At 69.3% G+C, this 24,242-nt stretch carries 14 protein-coding genes, 1 pseudogene and 2 riboswitches; of the genes and pseudogenes, 1 reads left to right on the forward strand and 14 read right to left on the reverse strand.

The genetic code is table 11. The annotated features are described in order from the left end of the window. Nucleotides 1-43: 43 nt before the first annotated feature. Genes BM424_RS28540 through BM424_RS22835 form a run of 9 tightly spaced genes read right to left on the reverse strand, consistent with a single transcriptional unit; the run spans nucleotide 44 to nucleotide 14,192 of the window. Entirely contained in the window at nucleotides 44-532 is a 489-nt protein-coding gene (locus BM424_RS28540; protein WP_139274137.1) for a hypothetical protein, read from the reverse strand. Nucleotides 533-567: 35 nt separating this feature from the next. Then, a complete protein-coding gene (locus BM424_RS22800; RefSeq protein WP_093421675.1) occupies nucleotides 568-7,635 on the reverse strand; it encodes an eCIS core domain-containing protein in 7,068 nt (2,355 codons plus the stop codon). Next, entirely contained in the window at nucleotides 7,632-7,898 is a 267-nt protein-coding gene (locus BM424_RS22805) for a hypothetical protein (protein ID WP_093421678.1), read from the reverse strand. Before BM424_RS22805 ends, BM424_RS22800 begins: the two co-directional genes overlap by 4 nt. Then, complete coding sequence (locus BM424_RS22810) at nucleotides 7,889-9,763, reverse strand: ATP-binding protein (protein WP_093421680.1); 1,875 nt, start codon at nucleotides 9,761-9,763, stop codon at nucleotides 7,889-7,891. The genes BM424_RS22805 and BM424_RS22810 overlap by 10 nt, the downstream gene beginning before the upstream one ends. Continuing rightward, complete coding sequence (locus BM424_RS22815) at nucleotides 9,760-10,428, reverse strand: Pvc16 family protein (RefSeq protein ID WP_093421683.1); 669 nt, start codon at nucleotides 10,426-10,428, stop codon at nucleotides 9,760-9,762. The genes BM424_RS22810 and BM424_RS22815 overlap by 4 nt, the downstream gene beginning before the upstream one ends. Next, nucleotides 10,425-11,075 carry a hypothetical protein gene (locus BM424_RS22820; protein ID WP_093421685.1) on the reverse strand — a complete coding sequence of 217 codons (651 nt, stop codon included), beginning with the start codon at nucleotides 11,073-11,075 and terminating at the stop codon, nucleotides 10,425-10,427. Before BM424_RS22820 ends, BM424_RS22815 begins: the two co-directional genes overlap by 4 nt. Further along, nucleotides 11,068-11,796 (reverse strand): T4 family baseplate hub assembly chaperone, encoded by a 729-nt coding sequence (locus BM424_RS22825; RefSeq protein WP_093421688.1) that lies wholly within the window; start codon nucleotides 11,794-11,796, stop codon nucleotides 11,068-11,070. The genes BM424_RS22820 and BM424_RS22825 overlap by 8 nt, the downstream gene beginning before the upstream one ends. A 21-nt stretch (nucleotides 11,797-11,817) precedes the next feature. Continuing rightward, nucleotides 11,818-12,342, reverse strand: a complete 525-nt coding sequence (locus BM424_RS22830; RefSeq protein WP_093421690.1) for a phage tail protein — start codon at nucleotides 12,340-12,342, stop codon at nucleotides 11,818-11,820. A 2-nt stretch (nucleotides 12,343-12,344) separates the two neighbouring features. Next, nucleotides 12,345-14,192, reverse strand: a complete 1,848-nt coding sequence (locus tag BM424_RS22835; protein WP_093421692.1) for a phage tail sheath family protein — start codon at nucleotides 14,190-14,192, stop codon at nucleotides 12,345-12,347. A 467-nt stretch (nucleotides 14,193-14,659) separates the two neighbouring features. Beyond that, a riboswitch (cobalamin riboswitch) is annotated at nucleotides 14,660-14,912 on the forward strand. 130 nt (nucleotides 14,913-15,042) lie between these two features. On the opposite strand from BM424_RS22835, the gene metE reads away from it, so the two are divergent. After that, on the forward strand, nucleotides 15,043-17,313 hold the full coding sequence (metE, locus tag BM424_RS22840; RefSeq protein ID WP_093421695.1) for a 5-methyltetrahydropteroyltriglutamate--homocysteine S-methyltransferase: 2,271 nt from the start codon (nucleotides 15,043-15,045) through the stop codon (nucleotides 17,311-17,313). Nucleotides 17,314-17,498: 185 nt separating this feature from the next. Here the strand turns inward: metE and BM424_RS22845 are convergent, their stop codons facing one another. From BM424_RS22845 to BM424_RS22865, 5 genes and pseudogenes are all read right to left on the reverse strand, one after another. After that, complete coding sequence (locus tag BM424_RS22845; protein ID WP_217649803.1) at nucleotides 17,499-18,557, reverse strand: ribonucleotide-diphosphate reductase subunit beta; 1,059 nt, start codon at nucleotides 18,555-18,557, stop codon at nucleotides 17,499-17,501. A 17-nt stretch (nucleotides 18,558-18,574) separates the two neighbouring features. Continuing rightward, nucleotides 18,575-20,974 (reverse strand): annotated as a pseudogene (locus BM424_RS22850) (ribonucleoside-diphosphate reductase subunit alpha); the annotation flags it as partial. Between the two features lie 104 nt (nucleotides 20,975-21,078). Then, a riboswitch (cobalamin riboswitch) is annotated at nucleotides 21,079-21,329 on the reverse strand. Between the two features lie 60 nt (nucleotides 21,330-21,389). After that, the gene (gene rox, locus BM424_RS22855; RefSeq protein ID WP_093421703.1) at nucleotides 21,390-22,799 is read right to left on the reverse strand and encodes a rifampin monooxygenase; all 1,410 of its coding nucleotides are present in this window, start codon (nucleotides 22,797-22,799) and stop codon (nucleotides 21,390-21,392) included. Between the two features lie 147 nt (nucleotides 22,800-22,946). After that, the gene (locus BM424_RS22860) at nucleotides 22,947-23,381 is read right to left on the reverse strand and encodes a VOC family protein (protein ID WP_093421705.1); all 435 of its coding nucleotides are present in this window, start codon (nucleotides 23,379-23,381) and stop codon (nucleotides 22,947-22,949) included. A 104-nt stretch (nucleotides 23,382-23,485) separates the two neighbouring features. Beyond that, entirely contained in the window at nucleotides 23,486-24,238 is a 753-nt protein-coding gene (locus BM424_RS22865; RefSeq protein WP_093421708.1) for an SDR family NAD(P)-dependent oxidoreductase, read from the reverse strand. Between the last annotated feature and the right edge of the window lie 4 nt (nucleotides 24,239-24,242).

Here is a 24,242-nt window from a genome sequence, read left to right on the forward strand (position 1 = left end):
ATCAACTCCGTTTTCACTTTAGGTGAATATGTCGGGAGTGTGCTTACTTCCACGGGATGCATTTCTCAATGGCAGGCTGCGCTTCCTGAAACAGAGATATTCCGAAGTTGAGAGCGTCGACAATCTCTTGGTAGTTTGACGACCGCATGACGATACCTGTTTCTGGAGGAGTCGCACCGTCGTTTCGGTTCTTGAGTGCTTCGGCAGCCAAATCCTGGTACCGACCACCAAGGGGTTCACCGCGAAAGTGCACGTAGAGTCCCATCGAAACGATTCCCCTGAAAATCTCTACATGGAGAGATAGGGTATAGGCGTCATGTGATTCTTGGTGGCGGAAGAAGTTTTCAGACCTAATGTAGTCGAAGGGGATGGGCGCTTCGTCCATGAGGGCCCGCGTCTGGTTAACTGACAAATTATCTTCCGGGGTAATCTTATGCCCCTTCCTTGAGTGGCAGAATTCGTAGTACTTGGTGTCGAAGTCAATATGCTGGAGCGCGTTGACAATATTCTGTTCGAGCTCGTCGATCGTCACTTTTCCTCCATTGGGTCGCGACGGAACGTTCAGTGCTATACGTCGGGAGGGAGTTCCCTCAGGCTCTCCTCCAGGTAGCGTATCGTGACCCCGTGTTGGCGCGCTATCTCCTCAAATTGCTCCCTCTTTGCTGAGGTCAGATTGCTGGAGGGTACTTCGAGGTAGTAATCCCCTTGAAGGGTACCTGGGTTTCGATTCAATTTTGGACTCTTTGCGCTATTAATTGTGGTTCCTGCCCTGTATTTGAACTTGAGTTCTGCAATGTGTTCCCGGATGTCTCGATTGGTCATATTGCTAAAGTCAACAGCTTTCCTGGATATGATTTCGCCCCTTCGCGAGATATTTCCGTCTCTGTCTCGCTGCGGTGGACGGTATGTGTCGACGCGGTAGTGCTGGTCGTTTGATGTCTGGGGGCTCCTTCCTGTGATTCTTTTGTACTCGCTAGCTCCTCTTCTATCTGGGGTCAGGTTGACCTCGTGGTATGCATCTTCGTATCTTTCGTGCTCCTTTGCGTCGGCGTTAAAAGTGTTCCCCCGGGCGGTGGGGCCCCACTTCTGGTGCCAATTGCTCTGCACCATCCAATCGTCGCGTTCACGTTGGATTGATCTAGGGTCGACCCCGCGCCGCTTCGCTTCCTTTTCTTTTGCGATTAGGTATTTTTGGTAGTCGTCTTCGTCGTACTTGTTTCGGAACTTTCCGTTAGGTCCGATTTCCTTTTTTCGGTAGTGGGCTCGAAGTCTGTCTCGTTTCTCCTCGAGCTCCGCTTCTGACATGTAGTTCCGTTTCGGGGTTAAGCTGTCATCGAGCTCTAGATCTTCTTTGTCGTCCTTGTTCTGATTTTGGCGACGCACCTGGCCCGAAAAGTCGGCGGGGTCATCTTCTTTGTTTTCGCTTTCTTTTCGCTCTCTGGGGAGCCTATCTATCGACGGGTGATCGTCCGTTGTCTCCTTTTCTGTGACGTTTTGTTCTGGGTTGAGTCGCGCGACGATTTGCCCCTTGGTGTCGCCCGTCATTGAAAGTGCTGTGAGTCGGTTCCAGGATCGTAGTGATGCGAGTGTCGCCTCCATTGCAGCGTGGAGTGTTCCTGCTGTTAAAAGGCTGCGAAGTGGTGGTCTAATCCGGGCTACAATTTTTCTCAGTCTGTCTTCTTTGGACTTCTTGGAATTTTCCTCATTCTTCCGTGTGGACTTCTTTTCTTCCTTCTCCTCTGCCGATTTCCTTTCGGTCTCGCGCCTGCGCGATTCCTTATCTTCCTGTGTCGACTTTCGGCTCTCGTTATAGGGTTTCTTGACCGGCCGGTGGTTATTGGCGTCGGTGTCCTTTCGTCGGTTGTTGTCGTGTTGGCGGTGACGCGGATCGGTGGAGCTGTCTTTTTTCTTTGGTTTGGTGGGGTTTTTGTCGCGGTCTCGGTCCTTCGGACGGTTGGTGTCCTCCTTGGGCTTGTTGTGGTCCTCGTCCTTGTCCTTGCGGTTGGGCGAATCCTTGTCGTCCAGGTCGGTCTTGGGCTTGGTGGAGTCCTCGTCGTCGGGTTTGCGGTCGGGAGACCGGTCCTGACGTGTGGACTGGTCGGTGTCGTCTTTGCGCTTCTTGGTGTCCGCGTCGTCCTTGGTCTTCTTGGTGTCGGCTTCGTCTTCCCGGCGTTTGCGGGGTGCGTCGGGCTTGGGTTTGGGCTTGGCGGACGGTGTGGGCTTCTTGTCGGAGTCGTCCTCGTTCTTGCCCTTGGGCTTCCCGTCCTTGTCCTTGCCCGACGGGTTGTCTTCCCGATCCCGGTCGCGGTCGCGCTCCTGGTCCCGGTCGCGGTCTGGGCGCCGGCGGCCCGGGGTTTCGTCGTGGGGACGTTGGCGGTCGTTGTTCTCGCGGTCCCTGCGGTCGTTGTCGGGTTCCGACCTGCCGCGGTCGTTCCGCTTCTCGTCCCGGCGTTCCTCCGGGGTGCGTTCGCGGCGGGGGCCGTCTTGGCGCGGGCCGGGCTTGTCGCCCTGCTTCCGGGCCTGGTCGCGGGCCGATGAGCTGGGGGAGACGCGCTCGTCCTGGCGCCGGCGGTCCTCCTCGTTGCGGCCCTCGTCCCGGCGGTCGCTATCGCGGGGCTGCGTCGGGCGGCGCTGCCCGGGACGGTCGTCGCGCCTGCCCTCGCCGGGGCGCCTGTTGTCCGGGCCGGGCCGGTCGGTGCGACCGCGCGGGCGGCGGCCGCCTCGGGGCTCGTCGCCGTCGGCCGGTTGGTCGCGGGTCTTCTTGCGGCCCTTGGTCGGGAGGTTCTTGGCCATGCCCTTGAGGCGGTCGCCGACCTTGCCGACGTACTTGCCGATGCCCGACAGCAGGAACTCGTAGCCCAGCTCCAGCAGCGCGACGATGCCCGCGCTGATCGCCTTGGCGAACAGCACGCCCGCGCCGCCCTTGCGGACGTTCTTCAGCCAGTTCAGCACCGCGCCGAAGGCCTTGAGGATCTCGCCGAGCGCACCGATCGCGGTGGAGATCGCGTCGATGACCGCCGCGACCCAGCCGGCGCCGGGGATGAGCTTGGCGACGACCTTGGTGAGCACCAGCTCCCCGATGATGAGCGGCAGTTGCGGGACGATCGCGTTCCAGACCTGCTTGGCGATCCAGGCCAGGGTGATGCCGCCGTTGATGAGCTTGGTGAAGATCTGCTTCGGCAGCCCGAGGATCTCCTCCACCTTCTGCTGGAACCACGTCTCGATCGCCTTCGCGGCCTCGCGGAACAGGTGGTTCTGGGCGCCGTCCGAGGCGGAGCTCTTCGCGCTGTGGATCCAGCCGCCGGGGTCGCGCAGGAAGTCGACCGCGATGTCCTTGAACTGGCCGAACCCGTTGATGACCTTCTTGGCGAAGTCCATCACGGTGTCGACGGCGCCCTTGACGAAGTCGATCGCCTCGTCCATCGCCTTCTTGAACAGGTCGATGAGCGCGACCAGGGCCTTGGCCAGCAGGAACAGGAACTCCAGCATCGCCATCATGAGCTGCTGGGCGAGCTTGGTGACGAACTCGATCGCCTTCATGATGAGCTCGCCGATGAACTTGATGACCTTCATCGCGAGTTCGACGATCGCCCGGATCATGGTCATCACCAGGTCGACGATCGCCTTGATGAGGTCCAGGACCAGGTCGACGATCTTGTCGATGATCTCGGTGATCAGACCGATGATGCCCTTGTCGAACGCCTCGATGATGTCGTCGACGGCGTCGCGCGCGGCCTTGATGATGCGCACGACCGAGTCGATGAACTCCAGGAACTTGTTCTTGATCCACTCCAGGCCTTCGAGCAGCCAGTTGCCCGAACCGCTCTTGTTCTCCTCCTTCTTCGCCCCGGCGTCCCGCTCGGCGTTGCTGGCCTTGGTCCGGATCTTGTCGTTGTCGTCCCGCTGGCGGTCCTCGGTCTTCTTGTCGGTGTCCTTCTCGTGCTTCTCGACGTCCTCGTCGGCCTTGCGGTGCTTCTCGGTCTTCTTCTTGCCCAGCTTCCGGCGCTCGGTGTTCTGGTCCTCGCGCCAGTTCCGCCGCTCCTGGGTGACCTCGTCGACGGTGCGGCTGCGCTGATCGCTCTGCTGCTTGGTGTTCTTCTGGACTTCCTTGTCGACGTCGCGCTTGTGCTTGGCCTTGGCTTCGGCCTCGTCGGAGTCCTTCTTGCGGCGCGCGTCGGTGATCTGCTTCTCGCCCTGGCCGAACGGCTGCTTGAACTGCTTGGCGCGGTCGTGCATGACGACCTTCGACGCCGCGTCGCCGGGTACCCCGCCGTCACCGGGAGCTCCCTCGCCGCCCTTCTGCTTGTCACGTCCGGCTTCCGGGACCTTGCCGCGCAGCTCCTTCTTCGGGGCGTCGGGGTAGACCTGGTTCTCGCCGCGGTCGCGCCCGGCGTCGTCGCGCGCCGTCTCGGTGGTCTGGTCGCTCTTGGTGGTGGCGTTGTCGTCCTGCTCGCGGGTCTTCGCAGCGGACTTGTCGCGCATTCCCACGCCGGGGGCGTCGCCGGTCTTGGCCTTCTTGAGCGCCTCGTCCTCGGTTGGAACGCCGTCGAGGATGTCCCAGATCGCCTTGGCCCACTCCCACAAGCTGTCGGGCGCTTCCTGCTCCTCGGCCGCGATCTTGCCCTTGTCCTTGGTCTTGCTCTGGTCCTTGACCTCGCGCTTCTCCTTCTCCGGCGCGTCGGCCTTCTTCGTGGGCGACTCGTCGTACTTCGCGGGCGCGTCGGACTTGGGCTTGCCCTCGAGGGTCTGCGGAGCGCCGGTGGGGCGCTGCATGGACGGCGGGCTGGAGGCGAGCTTCTTGTGCTCCTTGCCCGCGTCGCGTTCGGCGGCGGTGTTCACGCCCGGCAGTGCCTTGGCGGCCTGGTGCGGTTGCAGGGTCGAGGCCGTTTTCAGGCCCGCCTCGGGCGTTGAGCCCGCGAGGTTCGGGACCGGTTCGGCTCCCCGGGGCTTGCCGCCCTTTCCCGCCGGTTTGGGGCCCGCGCCGCCGGTGCTGCCGCGAGGACCGGCGGGTGCGGGCTTGGCGGGTGCGGGACGGGCGGCCCCGCCCTGCGGTCCGGGGTTCTTCGGCTCGGGTTTGGGCTGTTCAGCGGGCTTCGGTGGTTCCTCGGCCTTCTTGGTGACGCCGGGCTTGGGGGCCTGGTCCTTCGACTCCGCGGGCTTCGGGGCCGGGGCCTCGGGTGAGGCCCCGGCGGCTCGGGCGGGTTCGGCCGTGGTCTTGGTCTCGTGAGCCGAGTCGGACTTGGGCCGGGAATCGGTGGATTCCGGCTTCGCCGACTCCGACTGCGGCTTGGACTCCTTGTCGCCCGACCCCTGCTGGCCTGAGCTCTGCTGGTCCGAGCCCTGTTCGGAGTCCTGCTCGCCGGATTCCTCGGGCTTCGAGGCGTCGGACTTCGGGCTGCCGCCGGACTCCTCGGAACCGGACTGCTCGGAACGGGATTCCTCGGATCCGGACTGGTCGCCGCCCTGCTTCTCCGACTCCGAGGACTCCTTGGTCTCCTTCTTCTCCGAGGCGCTCTCCTGGCTCTCCCCGGACTCGTCGGAGTCCTCCTTCGACCCGGAATCGGACTTCTCCCCGGAGGACTTCCCCTCCTTCTCGCCGGCCGCGCGCTTGTCCTCCTTGTCGGCCGATTCCTTCAGTGCACCACCGGGTTCGTCCTTCGCGCCCTCGGTCTTCTTCGCGTTCTCCTGCGAGGTCTGCTGCGCCTCCACCGGCCCCTTCGCCGGATCGTCGTCGGATTTGGGATCGCCCGGTGCGCCCGATTTCGAGGACGGGTCGGCGGCCTGCTGCGCGCGGGTGCTGTCCAGGCCACCGCCCTCGGGGGTGGTGTCGGTTTCCGGTGAGGGCGTGGACTCCAGCGGCGGGTCGGTCTCCTCCTCGGGCTCCTGCTCCGCCGCCTCGTCCTCGGCGTCCTCCTGGTCGCGGGCGGCGTGCACCTCGTCGGCCTTGGTGGGTGGGGGAGTCGGGTTCGACGGCACCGAGGCGGCGGGTTGCGCCTGCGCTCCGGGCTGGAGCTTGTCGGCGGTCGGCACGCCGGAGACGTCGAGGTCTTCTCGGGGCAGGAAGTCGTCCGGGCGCAGCTTGATGTCCCAGGCGCTCTCCTCGCCCCCGCCGACCTCGACCTCGGAGTCCCCGCCCGCCGGGGGAGTCTCCGGCTGCTCCTGCGGCCCCTCGGCGTCCTGGTTGCGGACCGCGTCGAGGTCGCTGGGGGTGGCCGACGGCGGCGCCTCCTGCCCGTTCTTCTGCAGGGAATCGGAGGTCTCGTCGGGCTTCTCGTCCTCCCGCTCCTCCGCGGGGGCGCGATCCTCGTCCTCCCGCTCGTCCTCGGTCTCGGAGGTCTCCTCGCGGTCGTCCTCGCCGGACTTCTTCTCGTCGCTCTCCTTCTTCCCCTCCTGCTCGGACTGCTCGTCGTCCTCGGACTTCTGCTCGGCGCCCCCGTCCTCGGTCTCCTCCTCGTCCTTCGAGCCCTTCTCGCCGGAATCCTGCTGCTCGCCTTCCGGCTCGTCCTCGGACGCGTCGCGGTCCGCGGCCTTGTCCTCCGAGGCTGCTTCCCCGGACTGCTCGGACTCCGGTTCCCGTGTCCCCTCCTGGGATTCCTGCTCGGAGGACTGCTGCGCGTCGGGTGGGCGCTGGGACGACGCGCCATCGGAGGAGGCCTGCTCGGGCTCGCTTGTCTCGGCGGCCTCGTTCGAGCCGGTCTTCTCCGACGGCGAGAGGTTCTCCGGGGTGCTCCCGGCGGCACCGGGTTCCGGTTCTCGCGCCTTCTCGGGGCCGCCGGCCGCGGCCGGTTCGTCACGCCGCTTCCGGCGTTCGGTTTCCCGCTCGTGCTGGGCCTGCCGGTGCTGGTGGAGGTCTTCCGCGGCGTCGGGTTCGACCGTCGGGGCGAGCATCGCCTCCGGCGCGGAGTCGGCGTTCTCGACCTCCTCGGCCAGGTCGAGGACCTGCTCGTGCTCCGAGGTGAGCAGGCGTGATTCGAGCCGGTCCAGCACGGCGTCGCGCATCTCCGGCGACATCCGGAACAGCTGCCTGCGGGTCCGCTTCGACCGGTCGGCGGGGTCGCCGCGCAGCGAGCGCAGGACGCCGTTGGCGAGCCGGTCCACGAACGTCGCCGGGTCCAGGGCCTCCATCCGGTTCTGGTCGGCGTTGACGGTGGTGAACCGGAGCCAGCCCGGGGTGGCCTGCGGGTTCTGCTCGTGGGTTCCGGCTTCCGCTTCGCGTTCGGCGGGGTGGTGGGGGAGGCTGACGCCGCCGAGGTCCCGGCCTGCGCGCAGCGCGCCGAGGCCGTCCGGGTTCTGCACCGTGTGCAGGAGTTCGTGGGCGAGCAGGCGGTTGCCGTCGGCGGTGCCGGGGCGGTACTTGCCGGGGGCGAACAGGATGTCCTGGCCGACGGCCACGGCGTCGGCGCCGAGGAGTTCGGTGAGCTCGCCGGCGTCGCGGTCGGTGTGCAGGCGGACTCGGCTGAAGTCGTGGCCGAGGCGTTCTTCCAGTTCGCGGCGGGTGCTGTGGTCGAGCGGCTGGCCGGTGCCGCTGACGACGTTCTTCGGTTCCGGGGTCCGGTTCCGGGGCGTGCGGTTCTTGCGCTTGCGCCGCTTGTCCTGCGACGAGCGCGAACCGTGCTCGGGAACCGGGCCGCTCATGCCGACCGCCCCCGGCCGGTCAGTCCTGCGTGCACCGCGCGGGCGAGGGCTTCGCCGAGCCGGGCCGGGGAGTTCGTGCGCGGCAGCTCCGGCAGGTCGGTGACGGCGTCCACGTCGCGGGCTTCGGCGGGAATCCCGCGCTCGCCGACCAGGCGCACCAGCTCGGCCTGGAACGCGGCGGCCAGCCGGTCGCGGTCGACGTGCTCGAAGCCGTCGAGGACCAGTTCGCCCACGTGCACCCGCACGTCCCGGTTCACACCCATCCCCGCACCTCCGACGGCGTCAGGGAGCGCTCCAGCTTCAGGTACTCGGTGTGCGCGGCGGCGAGCATGTGCCGCATCTGCAGCCGCTCGCCTTCCTCGGCGGCCAGGAACGCGCCGGACAGGGCGATGTTGCGGATCGAGCCGCCGGCCACGGTCAGCTGCGCCAGCAGCTCCGGGTCGAGGTCCTTGACCGGGGCCTGCTCGGGCACCACGTGCCGCCAGATCTCGGCGCGCTCCCGCTCGCCCGGGAACGGGAAGTCCACCACGAACCGGATGCGCCGCATGAACGCGGTGTCCAGGGCCTTCTTCATGTTGGTGGTGAGGATCGCCAGGCCCCGGTAGGCCTCCATGCGCATCAGCAGGTAGCTGACCTCCAGGTTGGCGTAGCGGTCGTGGCTGTCCTTGACCTCGCTGCGCTTGCCGAACAGCGCGTCGGCCTCGTCGAACAGCAGCAGCGCCCCGCCGCGCTCGGCGGCGTCGAAGACCTTGCGGAGGTTCTTCTCCGTCTCGCCGATGTACTTCGACACCACCTGCGAGAGGTCGATGATGAACAGGTCCAGCCCCAGCTCGCGGGCCATCACCTCGGCGGCCAGGGTCTTGCCGGTGCCGGACCCGCCTGCGAACAGCGCCGTGACGCCCAGGCCCTTGCGCAGCGTCGCCGAGAACCCCCACTCGTGGTGCACGGTGGCGCGCTGGCGGACGTGCGCGACGATCTCCCGCAGCACCCGCATCTGCCGCTCCGGCAGCACCAGGTCGTTCCAGCCCGCGTCGGGTTCGATGCGCCTGCCGAGCTCGTCCAGCCCCATCCGGGCCTCGTGGAGACCGGCCTGCCAGGCCAGCCCGGCCGCGTCGTCGCCCTCGCCGCGGCGCACCGACGCGGCGGCCGAGGACACCACGTGCGGGGGCAGCGAGAACTGGGCGACGAGGTTGCCGAGATCGGCCTCGGACACGTCCGGGACGTCGGCGAACGCCTCCCGCCACAGCTCCAGCTGCTCGTCGTCGTCCAAAGTGGGCACTGAGAAGCGTTGTCCCCGAACGCTCGACGACGGACGCGGTTCTGCGCTGGAGAGCACCAGCGGCACCGCCGTGGAGCGGGCGAATGCCTCGGCCGCCGCGGCCTGCTCGCGGTCCGGCTCGTCGAGCTCCAGCAGCAGCGCGGCGGGCAGCAGCACCGCCTCCCGCTGCCACAACCGGGTCAGCCGGTCGCGCTCGGCCGGATCGGTGGGCACGTCGGTGGCGTCGACCGCGTAGAGCGCGAGATCGCAGGACGCGGCCGCCGCCGCGGCGATGTCGCTGCGGGTGCGCGCGTCCCCGCCCACCAGCTCCACCCGCAGCGGGCTCTCGGCGTCCCCGTCGGCCCAGGTCGTGGCGATGCGCTCGGCCGCCTCCTCGAACGACGGCGGCAGGTGCTCCGGGACCGGGGTGCGGCGCACCAGGCCGTGCAGCCGGACGTCGAGGTAGGGGGCGCCGAGCAGGAAGTGCAGGATCCGCTCGTCGATCCGCAACCGCCCGCTCGTCAAACCCGCCTGCTCGTCGAGCTCCACCAGCCGCCAGCGGCGCAGCGGCGACACCGGCGCCAGCGCGCTCCAGTGCGGATCGTGCAGCGCGGCCAGGGCCAGCGAGAACGTCGGGTGCGGCGAGGCCGTGCCGCTGGCCGCGGCGCAGCGCCCGGCCGTCGTCGCGTCGAGCTCCACCGCCGCGCACAGCAGCAGCACGTCCCGCTCGAAACCGCTGAGCCCGAAGCAGTTCGCCAGCACCTCCAGCGACTCCGGGCACGGCAGCGACGACTCGGCGGCCCGCCCCTCGGCGTGCTCGTCGAGCCGGTCCAGCACCGCCCGCACGGCCCGCGACAACGCCTCGCTCATGCCGTCCCCCTCTTCGCGGGAGACCGCTTGCGCGGGGCGGATTTCGGCTGCGGGCCGGGATTGATCGGAGTCGCCGAGGGCCGGACCTCCTCGACCGGTCCGGCCGGGCGCGGCTCCTCGCGGCCGTCGACGAACACCAGCGAACCCTGGTAGGTCACCGACACCGCGTACGGCGTCTGGTGCAGCATTCCCCACAACTTCGAGGTCTCGTCGATGTCCATCTGGATCGGCGTGAACCGCACCCGCTGCTCGGCCGCCGCGAGATCGCTGCCCGCGAGGTGCGGCCGCTCCTGGGCCTGCTCGATGAGCTCGGTGGGCAGCATCGGGATCTCCTGCAGCGTGCGCACCACGCAGCCGATCAACCGCTGCCCGACCAGCTCGGTCTCCTCGCCGTAGGCGCTGATCAGGTAGTTCAGGTCCAGCGCGGCCGTCGGCTTGGTCCACAGGCGGCCGTCGGGGGAGCGGGTGGGCAGGCCGGTGTTGCGCATCGAGGGGTTCGGCGCCACCTGGTAGAGGAACACCGTGATCGTCGGCTCGGTCGGCGGCTCGGCCGGGGGCTTGCGGGTCTCCACCGAGACCGCCATGTCGATCTCGGGCCGCAGGTTGTTCTCGATCAGCAGCGCCAGGGCCTGCGTGACGGTGGCGATGGCGAGTGCGTTGCTCATGGGTTCGCTCGCTCACTGAGGTAGTCGGCCAGGTTCACGGCGGGTTCCCGGCGCTGCGGCGCCGCTGGCCGGGCGGGTTCCGGCGGGCGGGCCGAGGTGACCTCCAGGCGCCCGATCTCCACCCGCACCTCCGGCGGGGCGGGCTGCGGCGCCCGGGCGCGCGGAGCGGCCGCGGCCGCACGCGCGGCGGTGACCACCCGCGTGCGCGGCTGGTCCGACGGCACGGGCGCGGCGGCCACCCGGAGCACGCCCACCGGCCGGGGCCGCTCCGGCGCGACCGGCCGATCCCGTTGCGGGACGACGATCGTGGTGCGCTCGGGTGCCGGAACCCGCGGCGGAGGAGGGGGTGACGCCGCGGGTTCCGGCACCTCTCCCTGCAGCACCGGCTGGGCCGGGCGCACGGGATCCGGGGGAGGGTGCTCGGTGCGCACGAAGGTGATCCGCTCGTGGCTGCGGACCTCCCGCTCCACCCGCCGCACCTCGGCCGGCGGCGCCGTCGCGGGCGCGGGGGAGGGCGGTGCCAGCGGGTCGGGTTCGGTCCCCACCGGGACCGGCAGCGACTCGACGCGTTCGAACGGCCCCGGCAACCGGGGCCGCAACCGCGTGCGCGGGGCCGCGCTCAGCAGCCGGTCGAAGTGATCAGCCATCAGCGCACAACTCCAGGTAGTAGCGCCGCCGCAGCGGGCTCAGCGCCAGGATCGACGGTTCGCTCCAGCCGTAGGCCGAGGCCAGCAAATGCACGTCCAGCAGCACGTCCCGCGCCCACGAGTCCAGCTCCGCCCACAGGTGCCCGGTGACGTCCAGCGCGCTGGACGTCGTGCCACCGCATTCCGGGCACGACACCCGCAACGTCAGGTCCGCCGCCGGATCCGCCCGCTCGGCCTCCTCGGCCATCCGCCGCTGCACGGTCACCGGCAGCACTTCGCAGCCGACCGGTTCGCCGTCCCGAGCGGCGGTGACCGTGCACCGCGACAGCAGCCGCAACCGGCGCTCCTCGGCGGTGCGGCCCGCCGCGGCCGCCTCGACGTCGGCGACCGTGGGCAGCCGGAACTCCACCAGGAACCCGTCGGCGCTGACCTGCAGCTCGCGCTCGGCGGGGCGCTCGGCCAGCCGGGACACGTCGAGCTCGAACTCCATGTCCTGCTCGCACTCGTCGCAGCCGGCCACGACCTGCATCCGCTCGCCGAACAGCTCCCGCCGCAGCAGGAGCAGATCCGCCGCGCGCTCACCCACCGGCACCGCCCGCAGCTCCTCGTCGGAGGCCCCGGGACGGGCCGCGCGGTGCAGCAGCAGCGCGCGGCCCGCCGGGTCCCGAGGCAGTCCCGACTCCCACACCGCCAGCAGCTCAGCGGGTTCCGAGGTCACCATTGGCCCAGGCACCCCCTGCGGCTACGCGGGGTTGGTGAACGCCGGCTCGGTCGGTTCGGCGACCTCGTAGTCGCGTTCCCAGCCCTCGCACTCCAGCTTGAGGCTCTGGATCGCCACCGCGTTGGCGTTGGCGTCCATCTCGCCGAGCACCTGGTACTCGCTGGGCCAGGTGCGGTAGAGCTTGTGCGAGACGGCGACCTGACCGGCCTCGTTGAGCACCTGGATCACGATGTCCTTGCGGAAGTCCGCCAGCGACACCTCCGAGCCCAGACCGGCCCCGACCTGCCACACCTTGTTGGCCCAGCGGTCGAACTCCGGGTCGTGGGTGACGCCGCGCTCCAGCGTGATGCCCTCGAACTCCGATCGGCCCGGCGCCTTGCGCGGCGAGCTGGGGTCACCGCCGTGCCGGTGCTTGACGACCTCGGTGGTGCGCTTGAGCGGGCTGATCTTGCTGACCCCGGCGACCGTCTTGCCGTCCCACAGCACCAGGAACTTGAAGTTCTTGTACGGGTCGAAGCGGTGCGCGTTGATCTGGAACTCGGCCATGCTCACACCTCCGGCTGTCCGGTCATCTGCTGGATCGTCACGACCACGAACTCGGCGGGCTTGACCGGCGCGATGCCGACCACGACGTTGACCACGCCGCGCGCGATGTCGGCCTCGCTGGTGGTGTCGGAGTCGCACTTGACGAAGTAGGCCTCGCGCGGCGTCCCGCCCTGGAACGCGCCGCGCCGGAACAGGTCGTGCAGGAAACCCGCGGCGTTGAGCCGGATCTGCTGCCACAGCTGGTCGTCGTTCGGCTCGAACACCGCCCACTGCAGGCCGCGCCGCAGGCTCTCCTCGACGTGCAGCGCCAACCGGCGCACCGGCAGGTACTTCCACTCGCTGTCGGCCGAGTCCGACCCGGCCAGCGTGCGCGCACCCCACACCAGCGGACCCACCACCGGGAACGCGCGCAGGCAGTTCACGCCCAGCGGGTTGAGCAGCCCGTTCTCCCGGTCGCTGAGCGGCACCGACAGCGACCGGACGCCGACGACCTTCGCCTCGGTGCCGGCCGGCGCCTTCCACACGCCGCGCTCGGTGTCGGTGCGGGCGATGACCCCGGCGACCGCCCCGCACGGCGGGAACGCGCGGATCCGGCCGGTCAGCGGGTCGGGCAGTTGCAGGTGCGGGAAGTACAGGCCTGCGTGGTCGCTGCGCACCGGGTCGAACGCCGAGATCCCGGCGCGGGCCGCCTCCACCCCGCCCCACGACGACGGGGCGTCGACGAGCTGGAAGATGCGGCGCTCCCGGCACAACCGGTCGGCCGCCGAGATCACCGCGAGAACGTCCTCAGTGGACTCGTGGTCGGCGAGCTCGGGCAGCGCCAGCAGGTTCACGTCGTCGACGTCGCGCAGCGCTTGGATGCCGGTCTTGGCGGCGGGGTCGCCGATGAGGTCGCGAGGGCCGGGCGGATCGCCGTCCTCGCCGCCTTCCAGCGGGAACACCGGCGGGTTGACCGTCTCGTCCAGCCCCAGGTCACCGGCGCACTCGCCGGAGAAGCGGACCTCGTCGCACGGGTCGGTGGATCCGGCCACGATCTGCAGCCGCTTGCCGAACGCCACCACCTCGGCGTCGGCGAAGCCGCGCTTGCCGGGCGCGTCGGGCAGCGCGCGCAGCTTGCGCTCCAGCAGCAGCGCCAGCTCGACCAGCGTGGTCGGCGCGGGCCCGTCGTGATCGGGGTCGTGCAGGGTGAAATCGCGCTCCACCTCGCCGATCCGGGCGGTGAGCTCGACGTCCAGGTCCGGCAGCTCGTCGCCGAACTCCTTCGACACCGTTCCCGAGGCGGCCGGGCGGCCCTCGTCGAGGACCTCCGCGCGGATCAGCGCCGAGCCCGCGTTGACCACGGTCTCGGCGTAGCGGCCGTGCTCCGGGTCCAGCGACAGGCCGGTGAACACCTCGTGCGCGCCGCCGCGGGAATCGGCCACCCGCAGGGTGAAGGTCTCCTCCGGATCGGCGGTGTCGTGATCGACCGCGACGTGCAGCCCGTTCCCCCAGACCCCGGGTGCCTTGGCGTGCACGGCGAGCACCGGGCAGTCCTCGCGGTCGTCGTCGGAGTGCAGCCGCACGCAGGCGGCCTCGCCCGATCCGCTGCGGGAGACGCGCACGACGACCGCGATCCGGCCGCCGTTGGCGAAGAACTGGTGGACCGCGTAACCGACGGCGCTGCGAGCGGTCAGACCGCCGAACCGCTGCTCGAAGTCGGCGAAGCTGGTGATGCGGACCGGGGTGTTGAGCGGACCCCACTTGGTGTGCCCCACGAACGCGGTCACCGAGGTGGTGACGGTGGTGATGGTGCGCGCGTTGCTGGGGATCTCCTCGACGTAGACGCCCGGATAGCTCGTGATCGTCGGCATGCCCCTCCCATCGCTGATCGCCGCTTTCGGAGCGTGCGGCATCGGCGGGGGAAGGTGGGCACCGCAATTCAGCCCCGGATGCGGGGCCGTGCGGCCGGTTCCGTTCCCCCAGCTTCGCAGAGACGTTGGCGCCCTGCGCTTTTGCTGCGCGCGGCGCCGATCCGGGGTCCCCTTCCCCGGCAGCCGAGTCGCTGGGCCCGGTGCGCGAGGCTCAGTGTTGTGAGCGTCCGGTTCGAGGTCAAGCGAAATCCCCGAATGGACTAGCAATCCGGGAATCCCGGGAAAATCGGACGAAGATCAAATGAAAAGGGCGGATTTGGTTCGGAATTCAATCGCGAAGATCAAGAATTGCGTAGGCGTGATTTCACGGCGTGATCGGGATCTCCCCGCCCGGTGAACCGGTGCTCAGCGCGCGTGTCGCGATGTCGGGCACGGTGAACCGGGGTTGTCAGCGTGCCGCGTCTCGCTAGGCTGGGGGTGCTGGTGGTTCGTCCGGGCGGCGCGTCGAGCGCGGTCCGGGCGAGGCAAGAGGGAACCCGGTGCGAATCCGGGACTGCCCCGCAGCGGTGAGCGGGAACGACCGCCGTCAGGAGCACTGGACCTCCGGGTCTGGGAAGCGACGGCCAGTAGGTTCGTTCGGGTGGGGAAGTTTTCATGAAAACTTCCCCCGACCCACGAGAGCCCGCGAGTCCGAATACCTGCCACCGGTGCGCGCGCCGCCGGTGCGCGCTGGTCCGAGGTCTCGCGGGAGGACCTGGCGGACGACCGGTGGGCGCGGTGCGCCCGCGGGTCGGCGCGCGCCTGTCGCGAGGGCCTCGACCGTCGAAGTCGAGCTCGCGAGGAGAGAGCGTTGACCAGCAAGATCGGATCCACCGTCCTCGGATACCCCCGGATCGGCCCGAACCGGGAGCTCAAGCGCGCCCTGGAGTCCTACTGGGCCGGGCGCAGCGGCGAGGCGGAGCTGCGCGAGGTCGCGCGCACGCTGCGGGAGAACACCTGGCGCGGGCTGGCCGAGGCCGGCCTCGACACGGTGCCGGGCACCACGTTCTCCTACTACGACCAGGTCCTCGACGCCGCCGTCACCTTCGGCGCCGTCCCAACGCGCTACGCCGAGCTGGGGCTCGGCGCGCTGGACACCTACTTCGCGATGGCGCGCGGCACCGACGCGGTGCCCCCGCTGGAGATGACGAAGTGGTTCGACACCAACTACCACTACCTGGTGCCCGAGATCGGCCCGGACACCAGGTTCGCGCTCACTGACACCACCGTCGTCGAGCAGTTCCGGGAGGCGCGCAAGCTCGGCGTCGAGACCCGGCCGGTGCTGGTGGGTCCGCTGACGTTCCTGCTGCTGAGCAAGCCCGCCACCGACGGGTTCGACCCGCTCGACAAGCTGCCCGAGCTCACCGACGCCTACGGGCGGTTGCTCGGCGAGCTGCACCGGGCCGGGGCCGAGTGGGTGCAGCTCGACGAACCCGCGCTGGCCGCCGACCGCACGCCCGACGAGCTCGACGCGCTGCGCAACACCTACCGGCGCCTCGGCGACCTCGCCGAACGGCCCGCGATCCTCACCGCCTGCTACTTCGGCGACCCCGGGGACGCGCTCGGCGCGCTCGCCTCGACCCCGGTCGAGGGCATCGCGCTGGACCTGGTCACCGAGCCGTCCACTCAGGACAACGCCGCGGCCACCACCGGATTGCGCGACAAGGTCCTGGTCGCCGGGGTGGTCGACGGTCGCAACGTGTGGCGCGCCGACCTCGACCGGTGCCTGACCACCGCGGCCACGTTGCTCGGTTCCGCCGGGGAGATCGCGCTCGGCACCTCGTGCCCGCTGCTGCACGTGCCCTACGACGTCGACGCCGAACCGGGCCTGGACCCGCAGGTCAAGCCGTGGTTGTCGTTCGCGGCGCAGAAGGTCGGCGAGGTCGTGACCCTCGGCCGCGCGCTGCGGGAGGGGCGCGACGTCGTCGACGCCGAGCTCGCCGAGGCGCGGGCCGCCGTCGCCGACCGGGCCTCGGCCGAGAGGGTTCGCAACCACCGGGTCCGCGCCCGCCTCGACTCGCTGCGGCCCGCCGACTCCCAGCGGGCGGACTACGCGAAACGGCAAGCCGCGCAGGAGAAGTCGCTGCGGCTGCCGCCGCTGCCGACCACCACGATCGGCTCGTTCCCGCAGACCACCGACGTCCGCAAGGCGCGGGCGGCGCTGCGCGCGGGCCGCATCGACCAGGCGACCTACCGGCAGCGGATGCGCGACGAGGTCGAGCGCGTCATCGCGCTGCAGGAGGACATCGGCCTCGACGTGCTGGTGCACGGCGAACCCGAGCGCAACGACATGGTGCAGTACTTCGCCGAGCGGCTCGACGGTTTCGCCACCACCGACCACGGCTGGGTGCAGTCCTACGGCTCCCGCTGCGTCCGGCCGCCGATCCTGTTCGGCGACGTGCACCGGCCCGAACCGATGACCGCCGAGTGGGCCGAGCACGCGCAGCGGCTCACCGACAAGCCCGTCAAGGGCATGCTCACCGGCCCGGTGACGATGCTGGCGTGGTCGTTCGTCCGCGACGACCAGCCGCAGGCCGACACCGCCCGCCAGGTCGCGCTGGCCATCCGTGACGAGGTCCGCGACCTGGAGGCCGCCGGCATCCGCGTGGTGCAGGTCGACGAGCCCGCGCTGCGCGAACTGCTCCCGCTGCGCGCCGATCGGCGTCCGGCGTACCTGGACTGGGCGGTGGAGTCGTTCCGGCTCGCCACCTCCGGGGTCTCCGAGGCGACGCAGATCCACACGCACCTGTGCTACTCGGAGTTCGGCGACGTCATCGACGCGATCGTGGCCCTCGACGCCGACGTCACCAGCATCGAAGCGGCCCGCTCGCGCATGGAGGTCCTCGCCGACCTCGACGAGGTCGGCTTCGACCGGGGCGTGGGCCCGGGCGTCTACGACATCCACTCGCCCCGCGTTCCCGGTGTCGAGGAGATGGCCGAGCTGCTCAAGACCGCTGTGCAGGCCGTTCCGGCCGAACGCCTGTGGGTCAACCCCGACTGCGGTCTCAAGACGCGCGACTACGCCGAGGTCGAACGCGCCCTCCGCAACATGGCGGAGGCGGCCCACCGCCTCCGAGCCTGACCACCCCGGAAACCGGGGGCGAGCCTGATCAAAGGCTCGCCCCCGGGCCCCGGCGGCGGCTCACGGTGACAACGGTCGTTGCAAGTGGACGGTTTTAGCCATAATCACCCATGATCAATGTCCGTTATGCCCGGTCAATTATGGCTAAAACCGTCACCTGGTGACCAACGGTCCCGCCGCGGCGGTCAGTCCCAGCTCAGCGCTGCGCCCGACTGGTACTCGGTGACGCGGGTTTCGAAGAAGTTCTTCTCCTTCTTGAGATCCATCGTTTCCGACATCCAGGGGAAGGGGTTGTCCGTCTCGGGGAAGACCGGTTCCAGGCCGAGCTGGGCGCAGCGGCGGTTGGTGATGAAGTGCATGTACTGCTCGCACAGCTCGGCGTTGAGGCCGAGCACGCCGCGCGGCATGGTGTCGCGGCCGTAGGCGGTCTCCAGCTCGCAGGCCTCGCGCAGCATCGTGCGGGCCTCCTGCTGGAACTCCGGCGACCACAGGTGCGGGTTCTCCAGCTTGATCTGGTTGATGCAGTCGATCCCGAAGTTCAGGTGGATCGACTCGTCGCGCAGGATGTACTGGTACTGCTCGGCGATCCCGACCATCTTGTTCCGCCTGCCCAGCGACAGGATCTGCGCGAACCCGGTGTAGAACCACATGCCCTCGAACACCACGTAGAACGCGATGAGGTCCCGCAGGAACGCCTGATCGGCCTCCGGCGTGCCCGTCGCGAAGTCCGGGTTCTCCAGGTTCTGGGTGTAGCGCAGCGCCCACGCGTCCTTGTCGGCGATCGACGGGATCTCCCGGTAGGCGTTGAACAACTCGCCCTCGTCCAGACCCAGGCTCTCGCAGATGTACTGGAACGTGTGGGTGTGCACGGCCTCCTCGAACGCCTGCCGCAGCAGGTACTGCCGGCATTCGGGGTTGGTGAGGTGCCGGTACACCGCGAGCACGATGTTGTTGGCCACCAACGATTCCGCGGTGGCGAAGAACCCGAGGTTGCGCTTGAGCATGGTGCGCTCGTCGTCGGTGAGGCCGTCGCGGGACTTCCACAGCGCGATGTCGGCCTGCATCGACACCTCGGTGGGCATCCAGTGGTTGGTGCACCCGGCCAGGTACTTGTCCCACGCCCAGCCGTACTTCAGCGGCAGCAGTTGGTTGACGTCCGCCCGCGAGTTGATCATCGCCTTCTCGCTGACGTCGACGCGCCCGCCGTCGCGGTCGATGGTGCCCAATCCGGTGGTGGTGCTCATCGTCGTCTCCTGGGAAGTCACTGGCAGGCCTCGCATTCCGGGTCCTCCACCGAGCAGGCGGCCGGGACGGCGTTGAGCTTGCCGTCGGTGCCGCGCAAGGTGGACTTCTCCACGTGCGTGGCGCTGGAGGAGCGCAGGTAGTAGGTGGTCTTGAGGCCCTTGCGCCAGGCCAGCCGGTAGAGCTCGTCGAGCTTGCGGCCGCTGGGCGTGGCCAGGTACAGGTTCAGCGACTGCGCCTGGTCGATCCACTTCTGCCGCCGCGCCGCGGCCTCGACCAGCCACCGCGGCTCGATCTCGAAAGCCGTGGCGTAGAGGGACTTCAGCTCGTCGGGGATGCGGTCGATCGGCCCCAGCGAGCCGTCGAAGAACTTCAGGTCCGCCACCATCGCCTCGTCCCACAGCCCGGCGCGCTTGAGGTCGGCGACCAGGTGCGGGTTGACGACGGTGAAGTCACCGGACATGTTCGACTTGACGTAGAGGTTGCGGTACAGCGGCTCGATCGACTGCCCGACGCCGCAGATGTTGGCGATGGTCGCGGTCGGCGCGATCGCCATCACGTTGGAGTTGCGCATCCCGTTGGCGCGCACCCGTTCCCGCAACCCGTCCCAGTCCAGAGTGGACGAGAAGTCCAGGTCCCGCGACTCCCGCAGGAACTCCTGCGAATCGATCGGCAGCACGCCCCGGCTCCACAACGAGCCCTCGAACGTCGCGTAGCGCCCGCGCTCCTCGGCGAGCCGGCTGGAGGCCGCGATCGCGTGGTAGCTGATCTCCTCCATGCTGCGGTCGGCGAACTCCACCGCCTCCGGCGAGGACATCGGGATCCGCTGGACGAGCAGCGCGTCGGAGAAGCCCATCAGCCCGAGCCCCACCGGCCGGTGCCGGGAGTTCGAGCGCTCGGCCTCCGGGATCGTGTAGAAGTTGATGTCGATGACGTTGTCCAGCATCCGCACCGCCGTGCGCACGGTCGCGGCCAGCCGGTCGCGGTCGAGCCCGTCGGGGGTGACGTGCCGGGCGAGGTTCACCGACCCCAGGTTGCACACCGCGACCTCGTCGGCGGAGGTGTTCAGCGTGATCTCGGTGCACAGGTTCGACGAGTGCACCACGCCGGTGTGCTGCTGCGGCGAGCGCAGGTTGCACGGGTCCTTGAAGGTGATCCACGGGTGCCCGGTCTCGAACAGCATGGTCAGCATCCGCCGCCACAGCTCCACGGCACGCACCCGCCGGAACACCCGGATCTCGCCGCGATCGGCCGCGGCCTCGTAGGCGCGGTAGCGCTCGGCGAACTCGGCGCCGTGCAGATCGTGCAGGTCGGGGGTCTCGTCGGGGGAGAACAGGGTCCACGACTCGTCGGCTTCCACCCGGTGCAGGAACTCGTCGGGAACCCAGTTCGCGGTGTTCATGTCGTGCGTGCGCCGCCGGTCGTCGCCGGTGTTCTTGCGCAGGTCGAGGAACTCCTCGACGTCGATGTGCCAGGTCTCCAGGTACGCGCACACCGCGCCCTTGCGCTTGCCGCCCTGGTTGACCGCCACCGCCGTGTCGTTGGCGATCTTGAGGAACGGCACGACGCCCTGCGACTCGCCGTTGGTGCCGCGGATGTGCGCGCCGATGCCGCGCACCGGCGTCCAGTCGTTGCCCAGCCCGCCGGAGTACTTGGCCAGCAGCGCGTTGTTGCGGTACGAGCTGAAGATCGATTGCAGGTCGTCGTCGACCGTGGTCAGGAAGCACGAGGACAGCTGCGGCCGGGTGGTCCCGGAGTTGAACAGCGTCGGCGTGGAGGCCATGAAGTCGAACGACGACAGCAGCCGGTAGAACTCCACGGCCCGCGCGTCGCGGTCGTCCTCGCGCAGCGCCAGACCCATCGCCACCCGCATGAAGAACGCCTGCGGCAGCTCGAAGCGAATCCCGTCGTCGTGCAGGAAGTACCGGTCGTAGAGGGTCTGCAAGCCGAGGAAGTCGAAGGCCAGGTCGCGCTCGGCCTCCAGCGCCGCGCCCAGCCGCGGCAGGTCGAAGCGCGCCAGCTCCGGGTCCAGCCTGCCCAGGTCGATGCCGTGCCGCACGTAGTCGGCGAAGTAGGCGGCGTAGTCGTCGCGCATCTGGTCCTGGTCGGCCTGCCGCGGCCCGCCGGCCAGGTGGCTGAGCGCTTCGCCGCGCAGCTTGTCCAGCAGCAGCCGCGCGGTGACCCGGGAGTAGTTCGGCTCGGATTCCACGAGCGTGCGCGCTGACATGATCAGCGCCTCGCCGAGCTCGGCGTCGTCGATGCCGGGGTAGATGTTGCGCTCGACCTCGGCGAGCACCGCCGACGGATCCACGTCGGCGAGCCCCGCGCAGGCCTGCTCGACCACGGTGGAAACCCGGGTGAGCGGAATGGGTTCGGACAGTGCGGTGTCGGTCACCGGGACTCTCTCCTCGCGAGCTCGGAAGTCGTGCCCGGAACCGGCGGTGACAGCACGCGAGGACGCGACGGCAGCGCTCGTCGCCTGTCCGCGTGGACCCTCCCGCGAGGTCCCGGACGGCGCGCACGGTCGTGCGCGCGCCGATGGCAGGTCTTCGGACTCACGGGCATCCGTCTCGTGGGGTGGGGAAGTTTTCATGAAAACTTCCCCACCCGAACGAACCTACTGGCCGTCGCTTCCCAGACCCGGCGGGGTCCAGTGCGTGATGACGGCGGTCGTTCCCGTTCACCGCTGCGGGGCAGTCCCGGATTCGCACCGGGTTCCCTGTTGCCACACCGGACCCGCGCGGGCCCGGTGAACCACCAGCGAGCGACACTCTACATGTGGGGTCTGAGTCGACGTCCAACACCAACATGGGCGTGTCGGAGCGAGAAGTGAGTCACCTCCCGAACCACCGCTCCAACCGCCCGGCGAGCTCCTCGCGATCATCCCCGACCCACACCACGTGCCCGTCCGGCCGCAGCAGGACGGCGGGCTCGTCGCACTCCTCGGCGGCGTCGACGACGTGATCGACCCGGTCGCGCCACCCCGCCACCGACAGCGCGCCGGTCTGGTCGAGCAGCAGCCCGCGCCCGGCGCGCATCCGCTCGTAGAGCCGTCCTTCGCGCAGCGTCAGATCCCGCATCCGCTTGCCCACCAAGGGGTTCGGGTCGCCGAGGTCGTAGCGCACCTCGGTCGCGATGATCTTCTCGGTGAGGTGCCGCGCGACCACGTCGAACTCCATCAGCTCGGCCACCAGCCGCCGCACCGCCCGCGATCCGGGGTCGGTGGCCATCAGCTGCATCTGCGCCCGCGTGTTGTCGAGGACGTCGGCGGCGACCGGGTGCCGTTCGGCCTGGTAGGTGTCGAGCAGGTCCTCGGGCGCCCACCCGGCGATCTCGGCGGCGAGCTTCCAGCCGAGGTTGAACGCGTCCTGCAACCCCAGGTTGAGCCCTTGCCCGCCGACCGGCGGGTGCACGTGCGCGGCGTCGCCGGCCAAGAAGACCCGGTCCGATCGGTACCGCTCGGCCTGCCGGGTGGCGTCGCCGAACCGCGCCAGCCGACGAGGGGAGTGGACGCCGAAGTCGCTGCCCGCGACGGCGACCAGCTGACTCCGCAGCTCGTCGAGACTCGGCGGCGCGCCGGCCACCTCGGCGGCGGGCACGACCACCCGGCACCACTGGTCGTCGATCGGCCCGATGCCGAAGCGCTTCTGCGTCTCGCGCACCTCGGCGGTCGCCGCCGCCAGCTCCTCCGGGGAGGCCGTCACCTGCACCTCGGCCAGCAGCGTGTCCGCCCGAGACGGCTCGCCGGGGAACGCGATCCCGCAGAGCTTGCGCACGGTGCTGCGCCCGCCGTCGCATCCGACGAGGAACCGTCCCCGCAGCTCGGTGCCGTCGGCGAGCTCGGCGGTGACGCCCCCGGGATCCTGGGTGAGCCCGACCAGCCCGCATCCCCGCCGCAGGTCCACGTCGAGCTCCCGGGCCCGCTCGGTCAGCAGCCGCTCGGTGGTGGTCTGCGGGATGCCCAGCACGTACCCGTGCGCGGTGTCGAGCTCGGTGGGTGCGGGAGCGGAGATCGCCGCGAAGAACCCGCCCAGCGGGTACTCGGTGCCCTCGGCCAGGAACCGCTCCAGCAAGCCGCGCTGGTCCAGGATCTCGATGCTGCGCACGTGCAACCCCAGCGCCCGCACGAAATCGGTGGGCTCCGCGGCCTCCTCGACCACGACCACGCCCACCCCGTGCAGCCGCAGCTCAGCGGCCAGCATCAACCCGGTGGGACCGGCCCCCACCACGATCACATCCGTCATGACCAACCCCCCGAGACGACCCCGCTGCGAACCTCGTCTTCGCAGGTCAAGGGCAATGCTCGGGGATTCTGCACCACGTCGGGGGCCTTGCCGCAAGCCCCGGTCCGCGCTATACGTTGAAGGTGGCGGGGAAACTCCGCGACCGCTTCACGAGCGCGGGCCCGGGGCGACGCAGAACTCGTTGCCCTCCGGGTCGGCCATGACGACGTGGTGTTCGTCGAAGGTTTCGAGGATCGTCGCGCCCGCTGTCTGGAGGCGCTGCGCCTCGGCTTGGACTCTCGACCACCGCTCGGTGTGCGTGCCGTGGCCGGGAACCCGGATGTCGATGTGGAGCCGGTTCTTGACCGTCTTCGGTTCCGGGACCTTGAGGATCGACAACCGAGGGCCGGTGCCGTCGGGGGAGCGGAGCCAGACGCCGTCCTCGTCGGACCCCACGGGCTCACCGAGGCTCATCAGCCACTCGTCCCGCGTCGCGAAGGGGGCGGGCGGTGGCTCGTCGACGTACCCGAGAGCGGTCTTCCAGAACTCGCCCAACACCACGGCGTTGCGGCAGTCGAGCGTGAGGTCCATTCCGACGTCCATGGCGGAACCGTAGCGGAGGAGACCGACATCAGGGCTGGTCACGATTTCAATGGAAGTCAGGGGACCTGACTTCCATTGAAATCGTGAAGTTCCACCCGAGCGGGTCAGTGGATGTGGGAGCCTCCGTTGATGTCGTAGGTGACTCCGGTGAGGTAGCCGGACTCCGTGCGGCAGAGGAAGGCGACGACGTCGGCGACGTCGGAGACCTGCCCCGCTCGGCGGGTGGGGATGTCGGCGATCATGGCTGCTTTGCGCTCCGGGTCGAGCTTGCCCGCGGTGATGTCGGTGTCGATCAGGCCCGGGGCCACCGAGTTCACGGTGACGCCGGACGGGCCCAGCTCGCGGGCCAGGGCGCGGGAGAACCCGAGCAGACCGGCCTTGGCCGCCGAGTAGGCGACACCGCCGAACACGCCACCGCCGCGCTCCGCCGAGACCGACGAGAGGTTCACGATGCGGCCGAACCGGCGCGAGACCATGCCGTCGACGACCCGCTTGGTCATCAGGTAGCTGCCCCGGACGTTGACCTCGAAGACCCGGTCCCACTCCTCGTCGGAGACCTCCTGGAACGGCACCGGCGAGGTGATGCCGGCGTTGTTGACCAGCGCGCCGATCTCCGGCAGCGACGACTCCACGACCGCCACCGCCGAGTCCACGGCGGCCTTGTCGGTGACGTCGCAGACCGCGCCGATCGCCTTCACGCCGTGCTCCTCGGCGACGGCGTCGGCGACGTCCTTGGCGCTGGCCTCGTCGATGTCGAGGACCGCGATGTCCCAGCCCTGCGCGGCCAGCGCGTGCGCGATGCCCTGCCCGATGCCGCGGCGCGATCCCGCTCCGGTGATGATGGCTGTGCGATTCATGTTC

This window comes from Saccharopolyspora flava (assembly GCF_900116135.1).
Lineage (GTDB): Bacteria > Actinomycetota > Actinomycetes > Mycobacteriales > Pseudonocardiaceae > Saccharopolyspora > Saccharopolyspora flava.